Raw genomic sequence first — 20,289 nt, forward strand, 5'->3', positions numbered from 1 at the left:
GGAGCTGCTGGGTGATCCACAGGGGGCTCCGGACGGGATGGGCAACGGATAGCCGGAGGCACCCGCCTCAGCGCCCTGATCGAGATAGTCCTTGCGGATGCTGCCGGAGATCGGGTGCGCTCCGGTGGCCGGGTGTCAGTAGATCGACGCATCGGTGCCGGGAACCGGGCTGGTGCTGCTCCAGTCCTGGAAGTGGTTGCAGCGCCCCTGTCCGTCGGGCAACGGCGTTTCGTCGGTCACCAGTGCCCAGTTGGTCGCCAGGCCGGAATTGACGAACGACCGGAGGATCTCGCCGTGCATCTCGTGGACGACACCGTCGACGAAGTGGAGCGCACCGTGCTCGAAGTTGTTGAAGCGGCCCGCCGGCACCCGGGGGATGTCGGCCTCGCTGGTCGTCGGCCAACCGAGCACCCTCGCCGCGCCACCGAGCTGCTCCCACCGCCCGCGGATGGCCCCATCGAGATCCACACCGAGATCGATGATGGAGTATGTCATCTCGGCCTTCTCATTGCCGTTGCCCGTCTGCTCGATCACCGCCAGACGCGGCTGCGCCGCGGTTCGCGAGTCCCAGGTGCCATTGGATCCAGCGAACGGAACCTTCCAACCGAAGGTCAACGACACCGTGTCGTAGCCGGCCCGCTGGTAGCTGGAGGTCACGGTGCCTTCGGTTCCGGTGCCGATGCTCCAGGCCGCATCCCGCGCACTGAACACACCGCAGACCTGCTCCCGTTCAACGTGGTGATCACCTTCTCCACGGCTCCGATCGCACCGCTGATGATGCCCTCGGCATCCTCGATCGAGTCCAACGCGCTCTTCTCGGCCATCGTTCTCCCTCTGCTCTCCTGGTGTGCGGTCCGGCGGCGACCTGAAGGACCGCCCTGGTCCACCTGATCCTCGACGTCGTCCGGCCCCGCTGTCTCCGTGCCGGCACCGGGTTCCCGGGGACCCATCTCAGTGCTGACCCCGCACCAGGGCCGGCAATCCCGCCCGCCTGGCAGCAGCCGTTCGTTCGCTGTGCCACGCTTGCCCCGTGCGTATGCAATTCGCGACCGGGCCAGACCCGACCGACCTGTTGACCCTGCCGTGGTCGACCCCACTGGAGGACTGGCCGAAGGAGAAACTGGTCAGCCTCCCCCGCGGCATCTCCCGGCACGTCGTACGGTTCGTCCGGATGGGCGGGATCGTCTACGCCATCAAGGAGATCAGCCAGGGGCTGGCCGAGCACGAGTACGAACTGCTGCGCGATCTTGCCAAGGCCGGGATCCCGGTGGTGCAGGCCGTCGGTGTCGTCGCCAACCGCACCACGCCGGACGGCGAACCGCTCGACGCGGCTCTGGTCACCAAACACCTGCGGTTCTCGCTGCCCTACCGGGCACTGTTCTCGCGGCGCCTCGACGTCGATCTCGAACCCAAACTGCTGGACGCGCTGGCCGAACTGCTCGTCCGCCTGCACCTGGTCGGATTCGCCTGGAAGGATTGCTCGCTCTCCAACACGTTGTTCCGTCGCGACGCCGGCGCTCTCGCCGCATACCTCGTGGACGCCGAGACGGGTGAGATGCGGCCCAGCCTGTCCGACGGTCAGCGGCAGCAGGATCTGGACATCGCCGAGACCAACCTGGCCGGTGAACTGCTCGATCTGCAGATGTCCGGGTTGCTGTCCGACCAGGTCGATCCCCTCGCCACCGCCGTCTCGGTGATCGAGAAGTACGAGCAGCTCTGGGCCGAACTGACGCAGCCGCAGACGATGGGTGACGACGAGTGGTGGCGGATCGAGCAGCGCCTCCGTCGGTTGAACAAGCTGGGCTACGACGTCGCACAGATCCAGATCAACGAGAAGGATGGCGACCCACACGTTCTCGTGCAGACGCAGGTCGTCGAAGCCGGGCACCACCGGCGACGGATGTTCAACCTGACCGGGCTCGACATGCAGGAGAACCAGGCCCGGCGGGTGCTGAACGACCTCGACACCTACCGGTCGCAGGCGGTGATGCCCGAGAGCGAGGTCGACGAGGACACCGTGGCCCGGCACTGGGTCAGCGACGTCTTCGAACCCGTCATGGAAGCGATCCCGGCGGACCTCGCCGCCAAGTTGGAGCCGGCCGAGATTTTCCACGAAGTGCTCGAGCACCGGTGGTTCCTGTCCGAGGCGGCCGGCCACGAGGTGTCGATCGAGGTCGCCGTGAGGTCCTACATCGACAACGTGCTGCGCTTCCGGCCGGACGAGCAGGCGCTGCTGGACCCGGACCTGATGGGCAACGGCCTGATGAACCCGGACGACGAAGAATTCGACGCCGACGGCGAGGTCGTTCCCAACGACGACGATCCTGAGGCCGATGCCGCCTGGGAGGCAGCCGCCATGAAGTACGGCGGCTGAGAGCCGGTCAGCCGAGCAGGCTTTCGATGTCCACACGGATCTCGGCAGCGTCCGGCTCGGTCGCGGGACGGTAGCGCCCGACGACGGACCCGTCCGCTGCGACCAAAAATTTCTCGAAGTTCCACTGCACGTCGCCGGCGGCGCCCGACGTGTCCGCCTTCTGCGTCAGTTCGACGTAGATCGGATCTCGGCCGTCCCCGTTGACGTCGACCTTGTCCGACATCGGGAAGGTGACACCGTAGGTGGCCGAGCAGAACTCGGCGATCTCCGCCGCGGTACCGGGCTCCTGCCCGTTGAACTGGTTGCTGGGGAATCCGATCACGGTGAAACCACGGGCGGAGAACTCCTCGTGCAGGGCCTCGAGCTTGGTGTACTGCGGGGTCAGCCCGCACCGGCTCGCGACGTTCACCACGAGCGCGGCTCGGCCACCGGTCAGGGCGCCGAAGGTGGTCGACCCACCGTCGAGGGTGGTGAGGGGAAGGTCCAGCAATTCGCTCATCGGGTCAAGCTCCTTGTTCAGCGATTCGGTGTCCGTGCAACGCTCACGGTGCCCACACGATGGGATCACAACAGGATGAACAGTGGGCGACCGGAACCGATTCCCGCGCCGTCGCATAGCGTGAGCCCGATGAGCACACCCTCCACGGTTCGGCGGTTGGGCGCAGCCGACTTGATCGACATCGTGCTGGACGCCGGGTCGTTCGCCAGCTGGGATGTTCCGGTCGTCAGACCTGGCGGCCTCGACCCTCGCTACCTGGAGGAACTGCGGGCGGCAGCGGCGAAGGCCGGCACCGACGAGTCGGTCCTCACCGGAGCCGGCACCATCATGGGACGACGGGTCGCCCTGCTCGCCGGGGAGTTCGGGTTTCTGGGCGGTTCGATCGGGGTGGCCGCAGCCGACCGCCTGGAGGCTGCGATCCGGCGCGCCACCAACGAGGGCTTGCCACTGCTGGCCGCGACGGCCTCCGGTGGGACCCGCATGCAGGAAGGCACCCCGGCGTTCGTCCGGATGGTGCGCATCACCGAGGCCATCGCCGTCCACAAGGCTGCCGGCCTCCCGTATCTGGTGTACCTCCGTCACCCGACCACCGGCGGGGTGTTCGCGTCCTGGGGATCGCTCGGGCACGTGTCCGTGGGCGAACCCGGCGCGCTGATCGGCTTTCTCGGGCCGAAGGTGTACCAGGCTCTGTACGGATCACCGTTTCCCAGTGGGGTGCAGACCAGCGAGAACCTGTTGACCCACGGCATCGTCGATGCGGTCCTGGCGCCAGAGCGGCTCGGTGAGATCGCCTCGCGGGCGCTCAACGTGCTGATGCCCGGCAGCCCGACGATCGTCGTCGGAATCGAAGCGCCTGCCCCACAGGCAGACTGCTCGGCATGGGAGTCGATCGAGTTCACCCGCCGGCCGGACCGGCCCGGAGTGCGTGAGCTCCTCCGCTTCGCCGCGACGGATGTGGTCGCTCTGTCGGGCACCGGACAGGGCGAGCAGCAGTCTGGCCTCCGGCTGGTACTGGCCAGATTCTCGGAGGTCTCGTGCGTCCTGCTCGGTCAGGACCGGACGAAGCAGTCCGGGGACACCCTGTTGGGTCCGGCCGCACTCCGCGTTGCCCGCCGCGGGATGCGGTTGGCCGCCGAGCTCAACCTGCCGTTGGTGACTGTCATCGACACGCCCGGCGCCGCGCTGTCGAAGGAGGCGGAGGAGGGTGGACTGGCGGGTGAGATCGCCCGCTGCCTCGAGGATCTGGTGGTGCTGGGGGCTCCGACCGTCTGCGTGCTGCTCGGACAGGGATCAGGTGGCGCTGCGTTGGCGCTGCTGCCGGCCGACCGGGTGATCGCCGCCCGGCACGCCTGGCTCTCGCCCCTGCCGCCGGAGGGCGCCAGCGCGATCATGCATGGTGGCGACGTGAGTTTTGCCGCGGAAATGGCGGCGCAGCAACATGTCAGGGCGGCCGACCTGTTGCTGCGCGGTACCGTCGATCGGATCGTGCCGGAGTTCGAGCACGCCGGCGCCGAGCCCGCGGCCTTCAGCCGACGGATGGGTGCGACCCTGGCGGCGGAACTCGCTGGGGTGCAACAACTACCCGTCGAGCTCCGTGCCCTCCGCCGCGCCGGCCGGTATGCCTGACCGCCCCTTGCGTCCTGCAGAGTGCTCGCTATAGCGATCACTCTGCAGGACGTTGCGGGCGGGCACCGTTGCCGGTCGGCGACGTTGCGCGCGGGCCGGTTCTAGAAGGTGCCCGGATAGAAGCCGAGGACTCCCGTCGGGCTCGGGCCGGTGACATCACCGACGTAGAGCTGGATCCGGGCCTTGAAGCGATCGAGAGCGCCGCGGTCGCAGAGGAACCGGCCCAGCGCGGTCGGGTTTGTGTTGGGGTAGGCGAAGATCGACCGGTATCCTGGCGGAACCGGGATGTCGGCCCGCGGGCTCCAGGTGGCGCCACCGCCTTGCACCGGAGTGGAGAGCAGCCAGCTGATGTACAGCTTGGCGGCAGCCGGGTGCGGCGACTTCTTCAGGATTGCCGCCGTCTGCGCCCACGAGACGAAGGGGCTGTGCACCGGCAGGGTGAACCTGGCCGGATCGGTCGGAGCGGCCTGCAACCCGGAGAACGTCGCGAACGTCGCCTCGGAGACGCCGCCGTAGACTGCGGCCGCCGACGCTGCGGTCCCTCGAACGAAGGTCGGATTCTGCGCCATCAGCTTCGAAATGTAACCCCAGCCGTACTTCTCGACCAGTTGGTGGAAGAAGAACAGCACAGCATCGTCGTCATTCGGGTAGGTGAAGAGGAGCTTGTTCTTGAACTCCGGCTTCAGGAAGTCCGATGCCTCGACCGGGGCCGCCCTGCCCAACGCAGTAGACGTGACGTTCGCGAAGGCCAGCACCACCACGCCGGTGTAGTAGCCGTCGCGGTCCTTGAACTGCGGACGTACCTTGTCGTAGGCCAGCGGCCGGTACTTCAGGAGGACGCCCTCACGCTTCCAGCGCGGGAAGTCGTCCAGGGTCTGGAGTTCGACGACGTCGGCGACGACCTTGCCGCTGGAGAGCTGTGCGTCGATCCGGGCATCGTGCACCTTGCTGAGGTCGACGACCATGTTCAGCTTCATCTCGGGGAACTGCGCGAGGAAGCCGAACTTCGCCTGGTCCTGCTGCGTCGGGGTGTCGCCTCCCGCATACACGGTGAGCTTGCCGCCTTCGGCCAGCGCGGCCTGGTAGAGCGACGCGAGCTCTGCCTGTTCGGTCGCCGCCGACGTCGGCGCAGCGATACCCGTTGGTGTCGCTGCGGTCTCGACCCTCCGGGCGGTCTCGGAAGCAAAGGCGTTTCCGGGTATCGCCGTTGCCGCAGCGGCGAGCGCTCCGGCACCACCGAGGATCACCGAACGTCGCCCGAACTGCCGTTGCGTGGTCATGCCGCGACCTTGTCGAACGTGGCGGAGACGGTGAGGCCCAGACGACGTCCGGCCATGCCCCTGCTCTTGACGACGCCGTGAGCGTAACGATCGACGGATCCGGTGGCGGTCACGGTGAGAGTGCCTCCGGCCAAACGAATCTTGGTGACGGTGAGCTCCAACGGCGCAGCCACACCGGCCACGGTCAGGGTACCGACGGCGACCCAACCGGCGCCGTCCTTGCGCAAGGTGGCGAACTCGACGGCGGAGGATTCCGCGTCGAGGCGATACTTCCCGGTCGGGATCGCCTCGACGGCGGTACCGGCGACAGCTGCAGTGCTCATCGGTTTCCAGCTTTCGTTCTCTCTCGGTGGTGGGACCTGATGTCCGCACCTGGACGGGTAGTCGTTCAGTACTGAACAACAAGCTACACCGATGGTTCAGTACTGTACAAGTGTGTAAGCTCGGCCACATGGACGAGGCCGAGTGGATCTCCGGAACTGAGGGTCAGGTGTGGATCACCTATCAGCGCGGGAGCCAGCTCCTGGAGCGCGTGATCGAGCAGCAACTCAGGGAGTCGGCAGGCCTGAGCCATCCTGAATTCGAGATCCTGTCGCGGCTCGCGGCCACCCCCGAACACCGCCTGCGAATGGGAGCCCTCGCTGCCCTACTGATCTCACCGAAGACGCGCCTCAACTACCAGGTCAATCAGCTGGTCGCCCGTGGCCTGGTCACCAGGGAACCGCATCCGACCGACCGGCGCGGCTTGAACACCGTGATCACGCCGGAGGGACTGCGGGTCTTCTCACTGGCGGTGCCGGGCCTGGTCGAGACCGTGCGCTCGCACGTATTCGGCATACTCTCCCCGCGGGAGCGGAGCAGCCTCCACGCGATCATGACGCGCATTGCCGACAACATCGACCCGACCATCTGCCTTTGACAGCGCAGCGGCCGCTTGCGTCCTGCAAAGTGCTCGCTATAGCGAGCACTTTGCAGGACGCTGGGGCGGTGTTCAGGGGCTACAGGGCGATCCCCACGTACTTGGTCTCCAGGTATTCCTCGATGCCTTCGAGTCCGCCCTCGCGGCCGATGCCCGACGCCTTGACGCCGCCGAAGGGCGCAGCCGGGTTGGAGACGATGCCCTGGTTGATGCCGACCATGCCGGTTTCCAGCCGTTCGGCGACCGTCAGCGCGCGCGTCAGGCTCTCGGTGAAAGCGTAGGCCACCAAACCGAATTCGGTGTCGTTGGCCAGTTCGATCCCCTCGGCGTCGGTGGCGAAGGTGGTGATCGGTGCGACCGGGCCGAAGATCTCCTGGCTGAACATCCCCGCCGTCCTCGGTACTTCGGTCAGGACGGTTGGTGCGTAGAAGTACCCGCGGTCCCCGACGGTCCTGCCACCGGTCAGCACCTTTGCCCCGTGGTCGACGGCATCTGCCACCAGACTCGAGACCTTCTGCACCGCAGCAGCATTGATCAACGGCCCGACCTGGACATCGTCCTCGATCCCACGCCCGACGACCATGTCACCCATTCTCTGCGCCAACCGGGCACCGAATTCCTGCGCGACCGACTCGTGCACGATGAAGCGGTTGGCCGCCGTGCAGGCCTCGCCGATGTTGCGCATCTTCGCCAGTATCGCGCCGTCGACGGCACGGTCCAGGTTCGCGTCCTCGAAGACGACGAACGGCGCGTTGCCGCCGAGTTCCATGCTGACCTTGAGCACCTGCTGGGCCGACTGCTCGATCAGCGTGCGTCCGACCGGCGTCGAACCGGTGAAGGTGATCTTGCGCAACCGCGGGTCGCGGATGATCGGCTCGGACAGGGCGGCAGCCTTCGAGGTGGTCACCACGTTGACGACGCCGGCCGGTAGACCGGCCTCGGTGAGCAGATCGACCAGGGCGAGGGTTGTGAGCGGAGTGAGCTCCGCTGGCTTGACGACGATGGTGCAACCGGCTGCGAGCGCTGGGCCGATCTTGCGGGTGCCCATGGCGAGCGGGAAGTTCCACGGCGTGATCGCGAACACCGGACCGACCGGCTGCTTCATCGTCAGGAGCCTGGTGCCTCCGGACGGGGCGGTGGCGTAGCGCCCGGCAATCCGGACCGCCTCCTCGGAGAACCACCGGAAGAACTCGGCACCATAGGTCACCTCGCCGCGCGCCTCGGGCAGGGGCTTGCCCATCTCGAGCGTCATCAGCAGAGCGAAATCCTCCGCACGCTGCGTGAGTAGCTCGAAGGCCTTGCGCAGAATCTCACCGCGCACGCGGGGATCAGTTGCAGCCCAATCTTTCTGCGCGGCAACAGCGGCGTCGAGGGCCAGCAAGCCTTGAGCGGGCGAAGCATCGGCCACCTCGGCCAGCACCTCGCCGGTGGACGGGTCCTCCACGGCCAGCGTCCCCGCTCCGGCCACCCACTCGCCGCCGATGAACAGTCCGGTCCTGACCCCGGACAGGACCTCGGAGATACGCGCTGCGGTGATGCCGGCCATGGTTCCCTCTTCCTCGAACAGGATCGGCCGCACTGCCGGCCCGGATCGATCCTGCCACCAGCGCCGCCGCCAGGTGGAGCCACCTGCGATCGAAGTGGCCGTGCCTACGCCCCCGGGCTTCCGCAGAGCGGAAGTGGCGCAGCTACCCGCGCAGAAGACGCAGCAGCAGCGCGACCTCAGCGGCAACGGCATCCCGGCCGGGGCCGAGGTATTTCCGCGGATCGGTCACCTTCGGGTACGCCTCCAGGACCTGCCGGACGACCGCTGTCATCACCTGGTTCAGGCGGGTGGCGATGTTGACCTTCGTCATCCCAGCCCTGACCGCGGTCACCAGACCGGGATCGTCGACGCCCGATGACCCGTGCAGGACCAGCGGAACGGCTACCGCGTCGAACAACGAGCGCACCAGATCCAGGTCGACCTGTGCCGACCGATCGGCCATCGCGTGCGAGGTACCGACCGCGACCGCGAGGCTGTCGACGCCGGTCGCTGCGACGAAGGCAGCGGCCTCGGTCGGGTCGGTGCGGACGCCCGGGGCGTGGGCGCCGTCCTTGCCGCCTACCTCACCGAGTTCGGCCTCGACTGCCACCCCGGCAGCGTGGCAGTGCTCCACAACCGCAGCAGTGCGGGCCAGATTGTCCTGATAGGCCAATTTCGCGCCGTCGAACATGACCGAGGTGAACCCGAGCGCGACGGCCTCGTGCACCAGATCCTCGCTCTCGGCATGGTCGAGGTGGACGACCACCGGAACCGTTGCGGCCGTGGCGATCGCGATGCACGCAGCCCCGATCGCTGCCAGGCCGCGGTGGAATGCCGCTGTGTTCTCCGAGACCTGCAGCACCACCGGGAGTGCCGCTGCCTGCGCCCCAGCCACGATCGCTTCGGCATGTTCGATCTGGATCACGTTGAACGCGCCGATCGCGTACCGTCCGGCTCGGGCATCGGCCAGCAACGGTCGTGGGTCGGACAAGCTCACGGGTTCTCCCTGGGTCGAGGTGCGGTAGTTGCGTGAAGAAGTGCGCTCCGGCATCGGCGGCCGGCCTCCGGGTTCGGCGCATACAGGAAGGCCCAAATGTGGCCCCCGAAGGCCGAATTCTGGCCGAACCGTATGCGCCGCGCAGTTCTGTATGCGCAGAGGGGCGCGGCGGGCAGTTCTGCATGCACAGAGGGGCGCGGCGGGCAGTTCTGCATGCGCAAAGGGGCGCGGCGGGCGGGGCATCAGGCGGAGGCCGATTGGAGGGCGGTGGCGATGCCGGTCCAGCGGTGATACCGGTTGTCCAGCAGCGCTTTGCGCTCGGGCCGCGGATGCTGGGCACGCACGACGGTCACGCAAGCGAGAGCAGCCTGGTCGACGTCGGAGAACACACCGGCGCCGACGCCGGCCAGCATGGCGGCTCCTCGCGCTCCCGATTCCACCGCGTCCGTCACCTCGATCGACAGGCCGGTGGCGTCGGCGAACAGCTGGGTCCACTCGGCACTACGGGTGCCGCCGCCGGCCAGTCGCACCGGGCGGGTGTCGATCGGCCCGGCCGCCGTCAGCGCCTCGAGGTGATACCGATGCGTGAACACCACACCCTCCAGTCCGGCCCTGAGCATGTCGTCCGGGCCGTGCCAGCTTCCCAGACCGGTGAACGCACCGCGGATCGCCGGGGTCAGCATGGTGCCGTAGACGAACGGCAGGAAGAGGGGGTCGTCGTCGGCCACGGTCGCCCCGTCCCGGTCGGCCAGCGCCGCCGAGACGGCACCGCCGACCGTGTCGGCCGTGTGGGCCGTCACCTGCCGGACCCAGTCGACCGCGGTCGCCCCGGCGGGAGACGTCGACATGAGCAGGAAGCGGTCGGCGGTCAACGAGCCCCGCGCCTGCCACTGCCACGACGGCAGCGCCTCGTGGCCGACCAGCTGGTTGATGTTGAACGTGCCCATGATGGCGCTCACGCTGGCCGGCGTCAGCGCCCCGATCCCCAGCGCCGCCACGTGGACGTCATGGCTACCGGTGATGACGGGGGTACCGGCCCGCAGTCCGGTCACCTCGGCCGCGGCCTTGGTGACGTACCCGGCCACATCGCCGCTCGCACGGATCGGTGGCAACAGGTGCGAAGCGTCGGCGAGGCCGCAAATCTCGGCCGCCTCCGGCGACCACTCCCGGGCGCGGACGTCGCACAGTCCGGCGGCCGCCTCCGTCGGGTCCGTGGCGATCTCGCCGGTCAACCGCAGCCGCAGCCAGTCCTTGCAGAAAAGCATGTGCGCGGCCCGGCCGAAGACCTCGGGTTCGTGATCACGAAGCCAGGACAGCGTGGCCGGCGGCGTGTAGGGCGCCGGCACCTGACCGGTGATGGCCATCAGGCGGTCGGCGACCTCCCCGGTGTTCCACCGGTCGCAGTAGGACGCGGCCCGGGTGTCGGTGGCCAGGATCGCTGCCCGCACCGGACGGAACTGCGCATCCACCAGGTAGAGACCGTCGCCGTGGGCGCCGATCCCGATGCTCACGACCTGGGACCCGTCGATGTCCGCGTCGATCAGCGCATCAGCGATCGCACCGGCCGCGGACGTCCAGACGACCTCCATATCCCTTTCCTGCCAACGGGGATGGAGACTGAAGGTGGCGGTCGGCCTGGCCCCGCGACCGATCTCGGTGCCGTGCTCGTCAAAAACCGCTGCCTTGATGACGGTGTGGCCGGCATCGACGCCGACCAGGTAGCCGTGCTTCACGCCCAACCCAGTTCCTTCGCGTTGACCGCCTCGAGCGCCCGACCGGTGGCAGCGAACTCGGCGGCGGCCCCGACCACCATCCGCGCCGAGGTGATGTTCGTACCGGCCGTGTCCCCACCGAAATGCGTCGTCATGGTGACGTTGTCCAGCGAGCGCCACCGGGAGTCCGCGGGCAGTGGTTCGTCGTCGAAGACGTCCAAGGCCGCACCGGAGATGCTGCCGGCAGCGAGCACGTCGTAGAGGGCGTCGTAGTCGACGAGCCGTGAGCGGGCCCCGTTGACGAAGTACGCACTCGACTTCATCGCGGCGAACTGCTCCTTGCCGATGAAGCGGGAGGTCTCGGGCGAGAGCCGGGCCAGGACCAGGATGAAATCGGACTGCTCGAAGACGTCGATCAGGTTGTCGACCTTGCTCACTCCGGACTCGGCGAGCAGTTCGGCCGAGGCGTACGGGTCGTACGCGATCAGCTTCGGGCCGAATCCGGACACCCGGTGGGAGAAGATCTTGCCAACGTGCCCGAACCCGACCATACCGACGGTGGAGTGGGCGATCTCGACCCGGCTGCCCGGGAAATCCTTGCGCCAGCCGCCGGACTTGATCGACTGATCGGCGCGGGAGATGTTGCGGGTCTCCGACAGCATCAGACCGATCTGCAGTTCGGCGACGGCGCCGGCGTTGCGACCCATGGCCGGCACCACTCCGATGCCCCGCGCGGTCGCCGCGGTGATGTCGATGTTCTCCAGACCGGCGCGCGCCACGGAGATCAGCTTCAGGTCCTGACCGGCTTCGATGACATCGGCGCCAACGGGCGCGAAGTGCAGCCCCAGCACCGCGGCACCGGGGACAGCGGCCAGCAACTCGGATGACGGAGCAACCAGGTTGGGGCCCTTGACCTCCATGATCGCCTGCGCCGCATGGTGTTCGGACTTGTCACCGGCCATGGCGACCCCGCGCAGCGCCAACCTCGCCGCCGATTCCGACGGCAGGTGGGCGATCGCGTCCCGGTAGGCGTCGACGGGGATGAACCCGTCCCCCACCACGAGCAGGTCGAGCGGAGATGTGTTGTCGGGCATGTTGTTCCTCAGGATTGAACGGACGACAGGGAGTGGGGGAAAACAGGATCCGGATCAGGTTGGCGTCATTGCAGCCGCCGGACGACGACAGCGCCGACGTCGGCGCCGGCCGCGACATCGCCTGCGGTACCGGGTATCGCGCACGCCGAGGTGCCCCAGGCCACTGCTGTCGCGAGGGCCCCTCCCAGCGCGGCCGGATGTCCTGGCTCGGTCGAACCGGCGACCGAGAGGAATCCGGCGAGCAGGGCGTCGCCCGCCCCGACCGTGTTGACCGGGACGATCGGCGGGGCGATCGCATGCCAGCTCCCACTGCTGTCGGCGTAGACGGCGCCGCTGGCACCGAGCGTCGCCAGGACCGCTCCGTCGATCCGGGCGGACACGGTTCTTGCCCACCCGGCGGCCAGATCGACCAGGGACGAACCACCCGCGTCGCGGCCGTCCGGGTCGAGCGCGTTGGCGTTCTGCCCCACCAGATCGGCGAGCTCGAGATGGTTGGGGGCGATGAGGTCCGGCTTGGCCGCCAGCGCTGCCTCCAGGGCGCCACCGGAGGAGTCGACCGCGCTGCGCGCGCCGAACCGTCGGGCCAACTCGATGAGGTCGGCAGGCAGATGGTCGGCGCCGACGGGGACGGAGCCGGAACAGAGCATCCAGGCGCCGGGGTGCTGCCCGAGCAGGTCCTCGACGATCGCCAAAAGGTCGATCCAGACCTGCCCGGGGAGCTCCGGCGACGGCGCATTCATCTTGGTGGTCGGCACTCCGGCCACCGCGAGCGTGGTGTTCGTCCGGGTGGCGATGTCGGTCTGGACGGCCAGGAACGGCACCGCTTCCTGGGCGAGAAGCTCGGCGAGGTGCCGACCTTCGGGACCGCCGAGCGGCAGCACCGCCACACTCGGCGCTCCGGCGGCCGCGAGGGCCCGGGAGACGTTGACACCCTTGCCACTGGCCTCGACCACGCTGGTGGCGGCCCGGTTGACCCGCCCGATCACGAACTCGGCCGCGGTGTACGTCCGGTCCAGCCCGGGGGCCGGCGTCACGGTGACGATCATGTGAGAACCACCTGAACTCCCTGCCTGCGAATGGATTCCACCGTTGTCCTGGGTGCTGCGGACTCGGTGATGATCAGATCCATCTCGGTCACCTTGGCGAAGACCGCGAACGAATCGCGTCCGAACTTGGTCGCATCCGCCAGCAGTATCCGGCGGCGCGCCGTGGCGACCGCGGCACGCTTCACCGCGGCCACCGCCAGATCCGGGCACGTCAGGCCCCGGTCCACGGTGACCCCGTTCGTCCCGAGAAAAGCGATGTCCACCACCAGTTCCGACAGCATCCGGGCGGGCCACGCTCCCGCAGCGGCCAACGACCCGGACCGCATCGGGCCGCCCAGCAGGATCACCGAGATCCTGGGATTGGCGCTCAATGCGGTGATGACGGGAATGGAGCCGGTCACGACGGTGAGCGGCCGCTCCGGGTCCAGTGCCCTGGCGACCATGATCGCGGTGGAGCCCTCGTCGAGGAAGATGACTTCGGCATCACGGATCTCGTGGCGGGCGCGCGCCGCGATCAGCACCTTCTCCGGCTGATTGCGCTCGGTGCGGCTGGTGACCGTGCCTTCGAATCCGATCCGGTCGGTGGGGAGCGCACCGCCGTGGACGCGGCTCACCAGGCCCTGTTTCTCCAGATCCGCGAGATCGCGTCGCACGGTCTCAGGAGCGACCTGGAGAGACTCGGAGAGGTCGTTGACCGACACCCGGCCGTCGCGCCGGGCCTCGGCGAGGATCTGCTGACGGCGCTCGACCGCGTACATGCCGCTGTCGCCGCGCTCCGTGATGGCGTGTGTCCTTCGACCGCTGGGACGCTGGGACGCCACCCGTTTGAGTGGGCTTGTGCCCGTTCTTCTCCGGTTTAGACTGGACCACGTCGCGACGGTAGGCAACCGGACGGCAACAACAGGCATAGATCTCATCGTATCGGGCTCGATCGGGCCTAAACGGGCGTGCTCGCATGGCTCCGGAGGCGTCGGGCCGATCTCACCCTCGGTGCGACCGCCATTGGTCCGTCTGCACCGCGGGCCGCTCGTACCGGGGATTCCCGGATCAGTCGTCGGCGCGGAGAATCAGTCGGTGCATGTCACCTACCCGCGGCGCACATTCCTCGCAGTCGTGGTGCTCCTGGTGTGCTCATCGGCCATCCTGCCGGGTGCGGTGGCCCGGGCGCTGCCACTCGCCAACCAAGCCGCACCGGCCGCACCCGCCGCACAAGCCGCGCCCGCCGCACAAGCCGCGCCGGCCTCGTCGGCCTCGTCCACCGGACCTGTCGCATCCGTCGCGTCGACCGCGCCGACCGTGGTGGTGTCGGGAAACCATCTGCTGGACAGCCGATCCGGCGCGATCTTCGTGCCCCGCGGGGTGAACTGGCCGAGCTTCGAGTACGCCTGCGCGCAGGGATGGGGCTATTCGCGGGACACCACCCCCGCACCCGCGGCCATCGCGGCCTGGCACGCGAACACCGTGCGGGTCCCGCTGAACCAGGACTGCTGGTTGGGCACCCACGGTTCACCGGCCCCGGAAGGGTCGACCATCCGTACCGCCGCCGGATACCGCGCCGCCGTCGGCGCTTTCGTGACCGCGCTGAACGCCGCCGGACTGGTGGTGATCCTCGACCTGCATTCGTCGACCACCGGCGGCCCCCAGGTGTCGGGCCAGCGCGCCATGACGGATGCCGGGTCGGTCACCTTCTGGTCGTCGGTGGCCGCGGCCTTCGAGTCGAACCGCTCCGTGATGTTCGATGCGTTCAACGAGCCGTACTCGCGGTACGACGACAACAACCCGACATTCCTGCTGACCTGGTCGTGCTGGAAGTCCGGCGGATGCCAGGCTCCGATCGAGGACGACTACACGGCAACGCTTTCCGGCCGGGCGTACACGGTCGCGGGAATGACCCAGATCGTGTCGGCCATCCGCGCTGCCGGCGCGCCGGCTCCGATCCTGGTGGGCGGACTCGACTACTCCAACGATCTGCGGTAGTGGCTCACCTCCCGTCCGAACGACGACCAACTGGTGGCCTCGTTCCACAACTACCGCGGTCAACGTTGTGACGATGTCGCCTGCTAGAACACCGAGATCGCTCCGGTGGCAGCGGTTGTCCCCGTTGTCACCGGAGAGTTCGGGGAGGAGGACGGGACGGCCGACTACCTCAACACCTACATGACCTGGGCCGACAACCACGACGTCGGCTACCTCGCCTGGGCGTGGTGGGTGGTGCCGGAGGAGCCCCTGGCGCTGCTCACCAATGACAACGGGACTCCCCGCGCGCCACTTGGCACCGCGGTGCGGACCCATCTGCTCGCCCGCCCGCCACCCACGGCGCCGTCCGCGGGGACCCTCACCCCGATGTTTCCGGCCCGATTGATCGACACCCGTGCAACGGGTGGACCTGTGGCTGCCGGCGGCACGTTGTCGGTGCGGGTCAGCGGGCGGGGTGGCGTGCCGAACGATGGTGTGTCCGCAGTCGCCGTTGACGTCACGATCACCGCGCCCACCGGGACCGGCTACGTCACCGGGTTTGCCTCTGGTGCAGCTCGTCCCGGAACGTCGAATCTCAACCATCCCCGCGGGCGGACCATCTCCGGCCTGATGGTCCTCCCGGTTGGCCCGGACGGAAAGATCCTGCTGTACAACGGCTCCGCGGGCACAGCCCAGATGATCGTCGACGTCGCCGGGTACTACCACGCCGGTCCCGCCGCGACCGCAGGCACGCTGCGCCTGCTCGCGCCCACCCGCCTGCTGGACACCCGCCTGCTGAGCACCCGCACCGACGCCGCGGTCGATGCCAGGGACACGATCGCACTCCAGGTCGCAGGCCGTGGCGGGCTGCCCGCCGGGAAGGTCGCGGCCGTGGCGCTCACCGTCACCGCGGTCACACCGGAGGCGGCCGGCTACCTCACCGTCTACGGCGACGCCCGACCGACGGCGTCCACTCTCAACTTCGTGTCGGGACAGACCGTGGCGAATGTGGTGTTCGTGCCGGTGGGTACCGACGGAAAGGTCCACCTCTACAACGGATCCGCCGGGCGCACGCAGTTCGTGGTCGATCTCTTCGGCTACATCGTGGCCGGCATGCCGACCGTGACCGGGGCGTTCCGGCCGATCGGCCCGACCCGTGTGCTGGACACCAGGATCCCGCGGGGAGCAACGGCGGCGGTTCCGCCCAGTGGCGAGATCTCGGTCCAGGTCGGCGGCGTTGCGGGTGTTCCACTGACCGGCGCCTCCTCGGTGATGGTCAACATCACCGCCGTCACGCCGGCGGCCGACGGCTATCTGACTGCCCATCCGACCGGTTCCGTGCGGCCCCGCACGTCAATTCTCGGTTTCGTCGCCGCCGGGACCATCGCCGATCTCGTCATCATGCCGCTCGGAGTCGACGGGAAGATCCAGCTCTACAACGGATCGGCCGGTGCGACACCCCTGGTCGCCGACGTGGTGGGGTACTTCCTCGACGGCGCCTGAGCTGCCGCGATACTGCCTACCTTGCTGACGTACCCCTTCCGGACGGTATTCCCGGAGCTTGCTGCCGGAAGAATGCAACAACCGGGCCACCGGCGGCGTGGAAGTGGTGGTAGCGCCGTGTCGACACGGCGGGCCACCGCGTGGACAGCACAGGCCGACCACCGACCCGAGGCAGGAGGATCCACCGGCATGACGCGCGCAGGATCCTTCGAGGACTTCTTCGGTCTCGAGCAGCGCGGGCTGGTGCGCTACGCAGCTCTGCTGACGGGTTCGGTCTCGCAGGGCGAGGACATCGTCCAGGAGGTTCTGGTCCGCCTCTATCTGCGGTGGGATCAGGTGCAGGCGGGCGAGGGGAACATCCTGGCCTACGCGCGCCGCGCCGTGACGAACGAGCATCTGTCCTGGCGCCGCCGCTGGAACACGCGGAACATCCACCCGACCGGTGCCGGTACCGATCTGCCCGACTCGTCCTTCGACCCCTGGTACGACCGCCCGGATGACGAGTTGTGGCAACGATTGCAGGCCCTCCCCAGCCGGCCGCGGGCGGCCGTGATCATGCGGTACTACCAGGACCTCACCGATCCCGAGATCGCTGCGGTGCTGGGATGCCGCGAAGGCACGGTCCGGGCCCACGTCAGCCGGGGCCTCGCTGCCCTGCGTACCGAATACGCGCCACGCATCAGGGTCGGCAGCGACGACCAGCAGGCACGCAGGACCGATCCCACGACAGCCGAACCCCCGACCATCGAACCCCCGACCATCGAACACGGACAGCCATGACCCACGACGAGGAACGTTTGCGGGAGATGCTCGACCGGCGTGCAGCGCGGGTCGAGTCCAGCCTCACCATGTCCGACATCCGCGACCGCGGGCTGCGGAACCATCGCCACCGGTCACCGATCCTCGGCCCCGCGGTGGTGGCGGCCTGCGTCGCTGTCGTCATCGTGGTGGTCAGCCTCGTCGGCCGCCAGACGAACCCCAGCACGCCTCCGGCCGGCCCCGGCCCGGGCCGGAGCAGCCAGGTCAGCACCAGCGCCGAGCAGTCGACTCCCACCCCGACCCGGCTGACGCCGACCACCACGGTCCGGTCAACGCCGGTGCCGGTGAACCCGCCCCTGACCACCCCAGCGTCGACCGTCCCGGCATCGACGGTCTCCACCTCCGCAACACCATCGACGCGCAGCGTCAGCCAGGGCGGATAGCAGCTGCGGTGCAACAGAAGCCCGTCGGGACGCGTGTCATCAGCAGCGAGACGCACCAGGCGATCGCCACGGCAACCGCGACAAGGCGCTACGACAAGGCGCCACGACCTAGGAGACATCACGATGATCAGCAAGCGACAGAAGATCGCGGCCAGTGCCGCTTCGTTGGTGGCCGGGGCCGGACTCGTCCTCGTCCTGACCAGCGGGAGTGCGGGAGCCTCTGCCCCGAGCACGTCGCCCGTGTCGCCCCCCGCCGGCGTGGTCGTCACCAAGTCCGTGGCGCCGGGCGCGGTGGAAAAACCGGACCCGAAGGCTCCCCGCCCCACCCTCACCATCTCGACCGCACCGGCTCCCGGCGGGGCCGGGTCCGCCCCGGACCCGAACGGCGGCACGATCACCGTGAGCGCCAAGCCGGGCGCCTCGATCCCCGTGGACCCGAAGCACGCACCGACCACCACCGTCTTCGCCACCCCGGCCGCTTCGTCGACCAGGTAGCAACCCCAGCAACCTCGGGCGCCCAGTAGCGCCGGGCACCCAGCAACCCCGGGCACCCAGCAGCGCCGGGCACCACGAACGGCACGACCAGACGGGCTGACACCGAGTAGCAATCCGGTGTCAGCCCGTTGTGCGTGGCGCGTCAGCACATCCCCGAATCATGGTCTCCAGTCGCCGGGAACGAGCCCGGTTCCCGTAGGAGCATGACAAGGGAGAATTGGCATGACCAACATCATCGAGGCCGAGGGCCTCACCAAGAGATTCGGCAAGACGCAGGCGCTTGCCGGTGTGAATCTGAGCGCGAAGGCCGGCACCGTCCTCGGGGTGCTCGGGCCCAACGGTGCCGGGAAGACCACTGCGGTCAGGGTGCTTGCCACCCTGCTCCGCGCTGACTCCGGACGCGCGACGATCGCCGGGTACGACGTCGTGAAGGACGCCCACAAGGTCCGTCAGACCATCGGGCTGACGGGCCAGTACGCGTCGGTCGACGAGGACCTGACCGGTACCCAGAATCTGGTGCTGATCGGCCAACTGCTGAATCTGACCACCCGGGACGCCAGGGCCAGGGCGGCGGAGCTGCTGGAATGGTTCGACCTCTCCGATGCGGCCGGACGCACCGCCAAGACCTTCTCCGGCGGGATGCGGCGGCGCCTCGACCTGGCCGCCAGCCTCGTCGGCCGACCCAGCGTCATCTTCCTGGACGAGCCGACCACCGGCCTCGACCCCGCCAAGCGCGAGGAAATGTGGGAAGTGGTGCGCCGGTTGGTCACCGACGGCTCCACCGTCCTGCTGACCACCCAGTACCTCGAGGAGGCCGACGCCCTCGCCGACGAGATCAGCGTCATCGATCGCGGCAAGGTGATCGCCCACGACACCCCCGACGGGCTGAAGCGGGTGATCGGGGGGCAGCGGATCGAGGTGCAGCCGACGGACATCACCCGCCTCGACGAGGTCAACAGCATCCTGGCCCGCGTCGGCGGCGCGACACCCGTTGTCTCCGGGCGCAATCGGCTCAGCGTGCCGGTGCCCGGCGAAGAGTCGCTGCCGGCCGTCGTGTCCCAGCTGGGTGCCGCCGGCATCTCCGTCACCGAACTATCGCTCCACCTCCCGAGCCTGGACGAGGTCTTCATGACGCTCACCGGCAAGGCAACTTCCGCAGAGGAGACCGCAGCATGACAACGTCCATGGTCAAGTCCGTGACCGAGACAACCTACAAGGCAACGACTTCCGGCACCGACCAGACATCGGGGCACAATTTTGTCCGACACGTCCTGGCCCTGGCCAAACGCAGTCTGACCAAGACGCTGCGCACCCCGGAGGCCCTGATCGACGTCACCGTCCAGCCGGTGATCTTCCTGGCCCTGTTCACCTACATCTTCGGCGGCGCGATCGCGGGCGGATCCACCGGCCAGTACCTGCAGTTCCTGCTGCCGGGGCTGTTGGCCCAGTCGATCGCCATGGCGGGGGTGGCCATCGGGCAGAACCTGAACGCCGACATCGAGAAGGGTGTGTTCGACCGGTTCCGCTCGCTGCCGATCGCCCGCTCGGCTCCGCTGGTCGGCGCGGTGGTCGCCGACTTCGTGCGATACCTGATCCTGTGCGTGATCACCCTGGGATTCGGCTACCTCATGGGCTTCCGGATCGAGACCAACGTCGTCGCCGCCATCGCCGCCATCGCCCTTGCCATCGCCTTCGCCCTCTGCTTCTGCTGGATCTCGGTCTGGGTCGGAATGATCGCCCGGACCGCCGGTTCGGTGCAGGGCATCATGTTCCTGCTCGTCCTGCCGTTGAGTTTCGGCTCCAACACCTACGTGAACCCCGCGACGATGCCGGGGTGGCTGCAGGCATTCGTCGAGATCAACCCGCTCTCGCACCTGGTGTCCACCGTCCGCGGGCTGCTGGTCGGCGGCCCGGTGACCAAGGACCTGCTGTGGACGTTCGGCTGGATGGGTGTGCTACTGGCGGTCTTCGTGCCACTCGCCCTCCGTGGCTACCGCCGCCGCGCCTGAAGGGGTCTGGCGCCCTGCGGCTGACGAAAGCCACCGCCCCGGCGGCTGACGA

The 20,289-nt window shown here is 68.4% G+C and carries 21 protein-coding genes and 1 pseudogene; 10 read left to right on the top strand and 12 right to left on the bottom strand.

Features of this window, described 5'->3' with window-relative positions; all coding sequences use genetic code 11:
- Positions 1-69: 69 nt before the first annotated feature.
- The 3 genes and pseudogenes from ABIB25_RS06790 to ABIB25_RS06800 form a co-directional block, all read right to left on the bottom strand.
- Positions 70-126, bottom strand: a pseudogene (locus tag ABIB25_RS06790) (hypothetical protein); the annotation flags it as partial.
- Positions 127-135: 9 nt separating this feature from the next.
- Complete coding sequence (locus ABIB25_RS06795) at positions 136-657, bottom strand: LGFP repeat-containing protein (protein ID WP_354527672.1); 522 nt, start codon at positions 655-657, stop codon at positions 136-138.
- Complete coding sequence (locus ABIB25_RS06800; protein WP_354527673.1) at positions 654-824, bottom strand: hypothetical protein; 171 nt, start codon at positions 822-824, stop codon at positions 654-656. Before ABIB25_RS06800 ends, ABIB25_RS06795 begins: the two co-directional genes overlap by 4 nt.
- 212 nt (positions 825-1,036) lie before the next feature.
- On the opposite strand from ABIB25_RS06800, the gene ABIB25_RS06805 reads away from it, so the two are divergent.
- Complete coding sequence (locus ABIB25_RS06805) at positions 1,037-2,374, top strand: DUF4032 domain-containing protein (RefSeq protein ID WP_354527970.1); 1,338 nt, start codon at positions 1,037-1,039, stop codon at positions 2,372-2,374.
- A gap of 7 nt (positions 2,375-2,381) precedes the next feature.
- Here the strand turns inward: ABIB25_RS06805 and ABIB25_RS06810 are convergent, their stop codons facing one another.
- Positions 2,382-2,873, bottom strand: coding sequence for a glutathione peroxidase (locus ABIB25_RS06810; RefSeq protein ID WP_354527674.1), 492 nt, complete (start codon positions 2,871-2,873; stop codon positions 2,382-2,384).
- A 129-nt stretch (positions 2,874-3,002) separates the two neighbouring features.
- On the opposite strand from ABIB25_RS06810, the gene ABIB25_RS06815 reads away from it, so the two are divergent.
- Positions 3,003-4,499: a carboxyl transferase domain-containing protein gene (locus ABIB25_RS06815; RefSeq protein ID WP_354527675.1), complete on the top strand. Its 1,497-nt coding sequence runs from the start codon at positions 3,003-3,005 to the stop codon at positions 4,497-4,499.
- A gap of 101 nt (positions 4,500-4,600) precedes the next feature.
- Here ABIB25_RS06815 and ABIB25_RS06820 read toward each other — a convergent pair whose 3' ends face one another.
- On the bottom strand, positions 4,601-5,779 hold the full coding sequence (locus tag ABIB25_RS06820; protein ID WP_354527676.1) for an ABC transporter substrate-binding protein: 1,179 nt from the start codon (positions 5,777-5,779) through the stop codon (positions 4,601-4,603).
- Complete coding sequence (locus ABIB25_RS06825; protein WP_354527677.1) at positions 5,776-6,102, bottom strand: hypothetical protein; 327 nt, start codon at positions 6,100-6,102, stop codon at positions 5,776-5,778. The genes ABIB25_RS06820 and ABIB25_RS06825 overlap by 4 nt, the downstream gene beginning before the upstream one ends.
- 128 nt (positions 6,103-6,230) lie before the next feature.
- Here ABIB25_RS06825 and ABIB25_RS06830 point away from each other — a divergent pair, with 128 nt between their 5' ends.
- Entirely contained in the window at positions 6,231-6,698 is a 468-nt protein-coding gene (locus ABIB25_RS06830; protein ID WP_354527678.1) for a MarR family winged helix-turn-helix transcriptional regulator, read from the top strand.
- A gap of 79 nt (positions 6,699-6,777) precedes the next feature.
- Here the strand turns inward: ABIB25_RS06830 and ABIB25_RS06835 are convergent, their stop codons facing one another.
- From ABIB25_RS06835 to ABIB25_RS06860, 6 genes are all read right to left on the bottom strand, one after another.
- Positions 6,778-8,244 (bottom strand): NAD-dependent succinate-semialdehyde dehydrogenase, encoded by a 1,467-nt coding sequence (locus ABIB25_RS06835; RefSeq protein ID WP_354527679.1) that lies wholly within the window; start codon positions 8,242-8,244, stop codon positions 6,778-6,780.
- A 142-nt stretch (positions 8,245-8,386) separates the two neighbouring features.
- Positions 8,387-9,220, bottom strand: a complete 834-nt coding sequence (locus ABIB25_RS06840; protein ID WP_354527680.1) for a class II fructose-bisphosphate aldolase — start codon at positions 9,218-9,220, stop codon at positions 8,387-8,389.
- A gap of 242 nt (positions 9,221-9,462) precedes the next feature.
- Positions 9,463-10,953, bottom strand: coding sequence for an FGGY-family carbohydrate kinase (locus ABIB25_RS06845; protein WP_354527971.1), 1,491 nt, complete (start codon positions 10,951-10,953; stop codon positions 9,463-9,465).
- A complete protein-coding gene (locus tag ABIB25_RS06850; RefSeq protein ID WP_354527681.1) occupies positions 10,950-12,026 on the bottom strand; it encodes an NAD(P)-dependent oxidoreductase in 1,077 nt (358 codons plus the stop codon). Before ABIB25_RS06850 ends, ABIB25_RS06845 begins: the two co-directional genes overlap by 4 nt.
- Positions 12,027-12,091: 65 nt before the next feature.
- A complete protein-coding gene (locus tag ABIB25_RS06855) occupies positions 12,092-13,072 on the bottom strand; it encodes a 1-phosphofructokinase family hexose kinase (protein WP_354527682.1) in 981 nt (326 codons plus the stop codon).
- Positions 13,069-13,893 carry a DeoR/GlpR family DNA-binding transcription regulator gene (locus ABIB25_RS06860; RefSeq protein ID WP_354527683.1) on the bottom strand — a complete coding sequence of 275 codons (825 nt, stop codon included), beginning with the start codon at positions 13,891-13,893 and terminating at the stop codon, positions 13,069-13,071. The genes ABIB25_RS06855 and ABIB25_RS06860 overlap by 4 nt, the downstream gene beginning before the upstream one ends.
- Positions 13,894-14,146: 253 nt before the next feature.
- Here ABIB25_RS06860 and ABIB25_RS06865 point away from each other — a divergent pair, with 253 nt between their 5' ends.
- The 7 genes from ABIB25_RS06865 to ABIB25_RS06895 all read left to right on the top strand — a co-directional run bounded on the left by ABIB25_RS06865 (position 14,147) and on the right by ABIB25_RS06895 (position 20,237).
- Positions 14,147-15,049, top strand: a complete 903-nt coding sequence (locus ABIB25_RS06865) for a cellulase family glycosylhydrolase (RefSeq protein WP_354527684.1) — start codon at positions 14,147-14,149, stop codon at positions 15,047-15,049.
- Between the two features lie 105 nt (positions 15,050-15,154).
- Entirely contained in the window at positions 15,155-16,531 is a 1,377-nt protein-coding gene (locus tag ABIB25_RS06870) for a hypothetical protein (protein WP_354527685.1), read from the top strand.
- A 189-nt stretch (positions 16,532-16,720) separates the two neighbouring features.
- Complete coding sequence (locus tag ABIB25_RS06875; protein WP_354527686.1) at positions 16,721-17,311, top strand: SigE family RNA polymerase sigma factor; 591 nt, start codon at positions 16,721-16,723, stop codon at positions 17,309-17,311.
- Complete coding sequence (locus tag ABIB25_RS06880; protein WP_354527687.1) at positions 17,308-17,733, top strand: hypothetical protein; 426 nt, start codon at positions 17,308-17,310, stop codon at positions 17,731-17,733. Before ABIB25_RS06875 ends, ABIB25_RS06880 begins: the two co-directional genes overlap by 4 nt.
- Before the next feature lie 123 nt (positions 17,734-17,856).
- Positions 17,857-18,228, top strand: a complete 372-nt coding sequence (locus ABIB25_RS06885; RefSeq protein WP_354527688.1) for a hypothetical protein — start codon at positions 17,857-17,859, stop codon at positions 18,226-18,228.
- A gap of 222 nt (positions 18,229-18,450) precedes the next feature.
- Complete coding sequence (locus ABIB25_RS06890) at positions 18,451-19,404, top strand: ATP-binding cassette domain-containing protein (RefSeq protein WP_354527689.1); 954 nt, start codon at positions 18,451-18,453, stop codon at positions 19,402-19,404.
- Complete coding sequence (locus tag ABIB25_RS06895) at positions 19,401-20,237, top strand: ABC transporter permease (protein WP_354527690.1); 837 nt, start codon at positions 19,401-19,403, stop codon at positions 20,235-20,237. Before ABIB25_RS06890 ends, ABIB25_RS06895 begins: the two co-directional genes overlap by 4 nt.
- Positions 20,238-20,289: the final 52 nt, after the last annotated feature.

Source organism: Nakamurella sp. UYEF19 (assembly GCF_040546275.1).
In the GTDB taxonomy this organism is placed as follows: Bacteria; Actinomycetota; Actinomycetes; order Mycobacteriales; family Nakamurellaceae; genus Nakamurella.